The sequence below is a fragment of the Arthrobacter sp. Hiyo1 genome (assembly GCF_001263615.2).
GTDB lineage: Bacteria > Actinomycetota > Actinomycetes > Actinomycetales > Micrococcaceae > Arthrobacter.
Genome location: NZ_DF952471.1, coordinates 181,537 through 186,789, shown reverse-complemented (window position 1 = coordinate 186,789; position 5,253 = coordinate 181,537). Strand labels below are relative to the sequence as shown.

Annotated in this window: 3 protein-coding genes and 2 pseudogenes; 1 reads left to right on the top strand and 4 read right to left on the bottom strand. The window is 62.4% G+C overall.

Annotation, left to right across the window (positions count from 1 at the left end; all coding sequences use genetic code 11):
• Positions 1 to 134 precede the first annotated feature (134 nt).
• Genes AHiyo1_RS12405 through AHiyo1_RS12395 form a run of 3 tightly spaced genes read right to left on the bottom strand, consistent with a single transcriptional unit; the run spans position 135 to position 3,283 of the window.
• Positions 135 to 1,058 (bottom strand): carbohydrate ABC transporter permease, encoded by a 924-nt coding sequence (locus AHiyo1_RS12405; protein ID WP_059388770.1) that lies wholly within the window; start codon positions 1,056 to 1,058, stop codon positions 135 to 137.
• A complete protein-coding gene (locus AHiyo1_RS12400; protein WP_059388769.1) occupies positions 1,058 to 1,960 on the bottom strand; it encodes a carbohydrate ABC transporter permease in 903 nt (300 codons plus the stop codon). The genes AHiyo1_RS12405 and AHiyo1_RS12400 overlap by 1 nt, the downstream gene beginning before the upstream one ends.
• Before the next feature lie 3 nt (positions 1,961 to 1,963).
• Positions 1,964 to 3,283, bottom strand: coding sequence for an extracellular solute-binding protein (locus tag AHiyo1_RS12395; RefSeq protein ID WP_059388771.1), 1,320 nt, complete (start codon positions 3,281 to 3,283; stop codon positions 1,964 to 1,966).
• 287 nt (positions 3,284 to 3,570) lie between these two features.
• On the opposite strand from AHiyo1_RS12395, the pseudogene AHiyo1_RS12390 reads away from it, so the two are divergent.
• Positions 3,571 to 4,605 (top strand): annotated as a pseudogene (locus AHiyo1_RS12390) (LacI family DNA-binding transcriptional regulator).
• A 139-nt stretch (positions 4,606 to 4,744) separates the two neighbouring features.
• On the opposite strand, the pseudogene AHiyo1_RS24235 reads toward AHiyo1_RS12390, so the two are convergent.
• Positions 4,745 to 5,253: pseudogene (locus AHiyo1_RS24235) on the bottom strand (hypothetical protein); the annotation flags it as partial.

Genomic DNA, 5,253 nt, shown 5'->3' with positions numbered 1-5,253 from the left:
AGATCGAAGAACCGCGGCGCTGTCCGCCAAGCGTGGGAGTGGGCGGCGCCCATGAATGCGTAGCCGACCATGCCGACCCGCAAGGGCTTTGCGGTAGTCATTGTGTTTCCTTTCGTGCTTTCAAAGAGCGTTGGCTATTTGCTGAATCCTGCGGTCAACCCGCTGAGCAGCTGGCGGCGGGCCACCACATAGATGACCAGCAGCGGCAAGGTGGCGAGCACCACGGAAGCCAACACGGCGGGAATGTTCACGCTGAATTCGCCCTGGAACGTCCACAAGGACAGCGGAAGCACACGGGTGGACGGGCTCTGGGTCAGGATCAGCGGGAACAGGAAGCCGTTCCAGACGCCGAGCGCGTTGTAGATGCCCACGGTCACGACGGCGGGGCGCGTCATGGGCAGCGCGAGCCGCCACATCATGGCCCAGTCCGAGCAACCATCGAGCCGCATGGACTCGAACAACTCGTTGGGTACATCGCGCATGAAGTTGCTCAGGATGAGGACGGAAATGGGAATCGCGAACGCAATGGAGGGCAAGATCAGCGCCAACAAGGTGTCATAGAGATGCGCTTTGGTGATCATCCAATAGATGGGAATGATCGTGGCGTGCAAGGGAATCGCCAGGCCCAGGAGGAACGTGTTGTTCGTCCACGTCAGGAACCGGCCCTTCCCCCGGACGATCGCGTAGGCGGCCATGAACGAGACCAAGAGCGCAGGTACGACACTGCCCACTGTGACGATCAGGCTGTTGAAGAAGTACATGGCGAAGTCGTTGTCCAGGACCAGCTTGTAGTTGTCCAGGGTCGGCTCGGTGGGCGGCATCATCGGGTTCGAGGTGAAGAACCCGGCCTGGTTCTTCAGGCTGGTCACCACCACGTAGTAGATGGGAACGATGATGATCGCCAGCCAAAGCCAGCCGCCCAGGCCGCCCAGGTAGTTGGGGCGGAGCCGGCCGGGGCCCTTGGCGCCTTTTGCTCGCTGGCCATGTTTGTGGCCTTGCTTGTTGCTTGGCGCGTTGGGCCTTGCCGGCGGTGCGGGAATCTGGGTTGTGGAAGCCATCAGGCACCTTCCAATTGGCTTGCGTTGCGGTTCTTGCCACCGAGTCTTTGCAGGAGCAGGGCCAGTGCAAGGCCGATCACCACGAGGATGACGCCGAGGGCGCTCGCCGCTCCCATGTCGTTGGCCTTGAAGCCGGTCAGGTACATGTGCAGCGGTAGCAGCCGCGTGGAATAGCCGGGGCCTCCGCCGGTGAGGACGAAGACGAGATCGAAGTAGGCCAGTGAGCCGACCACCATAAGGGTCGAGGACGTGATGATGGTGTATTTCAACTGGGGCAAGGTAATGGCGAAGAACTGCTGGACGCGCCCCGCGCCGTCGATTTGGGCCGCTTCATACAGCGACGCCGGGATCTGGCGCACGCCGCCTTGGTAGATGAGTGTGTGGAACGGGACAAACTGCCAGGCGATGACGAAGACGACGACGAACAGCACCAGATCTGAGTTGCCGAGCCAGTCCTGGGCGAGGAATGGAAGGCCCAAGCCCGGACCGAGTCCGAAGTTCGGGTCCAAGAGGGCCTTGTATGCGATCGCGACGGCCGCGGAGGACAGCAGCAGCGGCACGAAGTAGAGGACTGCGAGGGCCGCGCGGTATTTCTGGGACGCGGACGTGAAAACTCCGAGGAGCAAGCTGATGGGGGCTTGCACGATGAACGAGAAGAACATGATCTTGGCCGTGACCCACAGCGCATTGCCGGTGACGGGATCGGTCAGGACCGTGGTCCAGCTCGACAAGCCGTCCAGTTTGATTTCGCCCAGCCCGTCCCATTTGGTGAAGCTGAGGAAGAGCACGCCGAAGAGAGGGATGATGGCGAAGAGGAGGAAGAAGACAAGGGCTGGTGCGGCCAGCCACCCCGACGGGCCCTTTTCAAGGACCCGCCGGGAAGAACCGGTTGAGGTAGACACTGGTTACTTTCCGATCGTGGCGTTCATGGTTGAGACGAACTGATCGGGGCTGATCTTCTTCAGGAAGATCTGGTCCAGGTTCGCCAACATGGCGTCTCCCTGGGCGGGGCTGAGGGCCTGGTCCCAGGAGAGGGTGAAGCTCGGTGCGTTCTTGGCCATGCCGTACACGTAGCTCAGGAAATCCTTGTCCGGTGATGCGGCCAGCTTGCTTTCGATGCCCGTGGTCACGGGAACCGCTCCGGAGTCGATCAAGGACTGGGTGTCGGCGTCGGTGAACATTCCGCTCTTGACGTAGTCGAGCGCCGCCTTCTTCTGGCTGTCAGTGGCCTTGGAAGAGATCGACCAGAAGTTGGAAGGGTTGCCCACGACGTTGGCAGGATCGCCCTTGCCACCGGACACGGTGGGGAAGGTGACGTAGCCCAGCTTGCCGTTCTTGACGAAGTCCGCGGCGTCCTTCTTCATGCTCTGGTAGATCCAGCCACCCTGCAGGATCATGGCGGCCTTGCCGGTGTAAAGGAGGGCCTGGTCCGCGTTGCTGTCGGCGGCAATGGAGGAGAATCCGTTGGCGAATCCGCCGGCGTCCACCAGGTCCTGGATCTTGCTGAGGGCTGCCTTGACGGCGGGGTCGGACCAGGCGCCGGGCTTGTTGGCAGCGATGTTCGCGAAGACCTCGGGTCCGCCGATGCGCTCCACCAGGTATTCGAGCCACATCAGGTCAGGCCACTTGGACTGGCCGCCCAGGGAGAAGGGAGCGATGCCTGCAGCCTTGAACTTCGGCACCAGGGCCATGAGTTCATCCCAGGTCTTGGGGGCCTGGGCGCCGATCTTATCGAAGACTTCCTTGTTGTAGTACAGGACGACGGGCTGCACGTTGTTGTTGGGCAGGGCATACGTCTTGCCGTCGATCACGCCGTTCTTGAGCACGGACGGCAGGTAGCGGCTCTTGACATCCGGGTTTGACGATACGAAGTCCGACAGGTCGGCCACCTGGCCGGCGTCGACATAGGACTTCAGCACGCCACCGCCCCAACCGTAAATGAAGGTGGGTCCTTGTCCGGCGCCGACGGCGGTGCGCACTTTGGTCTTGTACGCGTCGTTCGCGAAGAAGTCGAGCTTGACGGCCTCGTCCGGGTGGGCTTTGTTCCATGCATCGATGGACTTCTGGAGTACGGGCTGGTTACCGCCCGTGAGGCCCCACATGGTGGCCGAATCGGCGTTTCCTGCCGAACTTGCCGGTCCACTTGATCCGCAGGCTGCGAGGGAGATCGATACGGCCGCGGCAGTGACGGCGATCGCTGCCGTGCGCAACGTGAGTTTTACCATTTGCAATTCCATTCGTCCTCCGGGCTCGACGCTGATTGCCCGGCTATTGGTTTCGGGAGTCCGGCCTTCGGGGAGCGAGGCTGCACTGCCGCTGAATATGCTTGATCCGAATCTTCGAAATATTTCGATAATCTTTTCGGTCCGTTAGGCAAATTTAGCTGTGGTCTGGGTCACCGTCAAGGCGATTCGGGCATAAAGTTCAACTCTTTTACGAAATGGCGATTGACTCTGCTTGCCTCGCCGCCCACACTTGTGTCAGCGAAATATTTCGAAAGAGTTGAGGATCCATGGCCAGCAGTGAAAGTTCCGCCAAGGTGACATTGGCCGCCATTGCCCGGGAAGCGGGCGTCTCGATGCCGACCGTCTCGAAGGTGGTCAATGGGCGCGAGGATGTTGCGGCTGACACGCGCGCCAAAGTTCTGACCGCCTTGGAGCGGACGGGATACAAGTCGCCGCTTCAGCGAAAGAACACCGCCGGCCGCCGGCCCGTGGTGGAGGTTGTGTTCGACACCTTGAATTCGGCGTATGGGGTGGAAGTGCTCAACGGCGTGTTGGAGCACGCGGCCGCCTCCGACGTCGAAGTCCTGCTCAACATCACCGGCCAGCAGTCGGCGTCGAAGCTGAGCCTCGAGCAGCGGGCGCAGCGGATCGTCGACGAAGGCCGCAGCGGCATGATCGTGGTGACCTCGGCGTTCAGTTCGGCCCAGCTGGATCCATTTCGACGGCGCCAGATACCCCATCGTGGTCATCGACCCGCTCAACCCGCCGCCGGGTGACGTGGTCAGCGTCGGTGCCAGCAACTGGGCCGGGGCAAGGCCGCCACGGCGCACCTGTTGGATCTGGGGCACCGCCGGATCGCCTACCTGGGTGGCCCGGAAGGCGCCGAGTGCAACCAGGCCCGTCTCCACGGCTACATGGCGGCGCTGATGGCGAATGGTGTGCCCGTCGAGGAGCGTTACATCCTGTCAGGGCCCTTCCGCTCCGAGAACGGGGTGGCGGGAATGAAAACCCTGCTTCAACTCGAAGAGCGCCCAACGGCCATCTTTGCCGCAAGCGACAGCATCGCCCTGGGTGTGCTCGCCGAGGCGCGGCGGCAAAAGATCCGCATCCCGGAGGACATCAGCGTGGTGGGATTCGACGGAACCTACCAAGCAGAGGAATCGGTGCCGCCGCTGACGTCCGTATCCCAGCCGCTGCAGGAGATGGGCCGTGCCGCCCTGCGCTTCGTGCTCCGCCAAATGCGCGGTGACGCATTGGACTCGCGGCGCGTGGAACTCGCCACGCACCTTGTGGTCCGCGAATCCACCGCCCCGCCGGCGTAGGCCTAGTCCGGACCCCCGCTCACTTTTGGGGGTGTTTTCGCCGACGCTAGCTCACATCTTCGAGCCCGACGACGGGGCGGTGGTCTTCCCTCAGCTTGGTGTTCCGCGCGTCAGGGTCTAATTTGGGCCGATTGATCTGTCAGAAGTCGTAGCGGAATGTGCTCGTTGCAATCCCGGTTCCACTCAGGCCATACGTCAAGGTGTAGACGCCCTGGTTCACGACGGTGACGTTGAGCCGGAAGGTCAGTTCGCCGGGTTGTGCCGAATTTGTGGTGCAACTGATGCCGGAAGGATCCAGTGGCTTCGCCGAGCAACTCCAGCCCGAGGGGGCAGTAACGGATCCGCTTGAAATTGTGCCGGGCGCGTTGATCGAGAAGTCGGCTGTGGCATTCCCGATTCCTCGGGACAGGGTGAAGACGGTCTCGAGCGTCGCCGTCGTGGGGTCCGCACCCGTGTCTGTCCGACTCGCTGTACCGCTGATCTTCCCGCGATTTGCCGTCGGCGTCGGCGTGGGAGCCGGGGTCCGCACGGGAACGGCAATGGGTAATGGTGTGCTGGCTGGCGCGGGCCCTCGTGCCGGCGCCGGTGTCGCAAAGAGGGTTCGGTGATCACAGGCGTCGCCGCTTCGTCCGGCAGCGCAGGAAGCGG

What these genes read in the sequence shown, in the direction of transcription:
- AHiyo1_RS12405 (WP_059388770.1), bottom strand. Translation starts at nt 1,058, where the DNA reads ATGGCTTCCACAACCCAGATTCCCGCACCGCCGGCAAGGCCCAACGCG.
- AHiyo1_RS12395 (WP_059388771.1), bottom strand. Translation starts at nt 3,283, where the DNA reads ATGGTAAAACTCACGTTGCGCACGGCAGCGATCGCCGTCACTGCCGCG.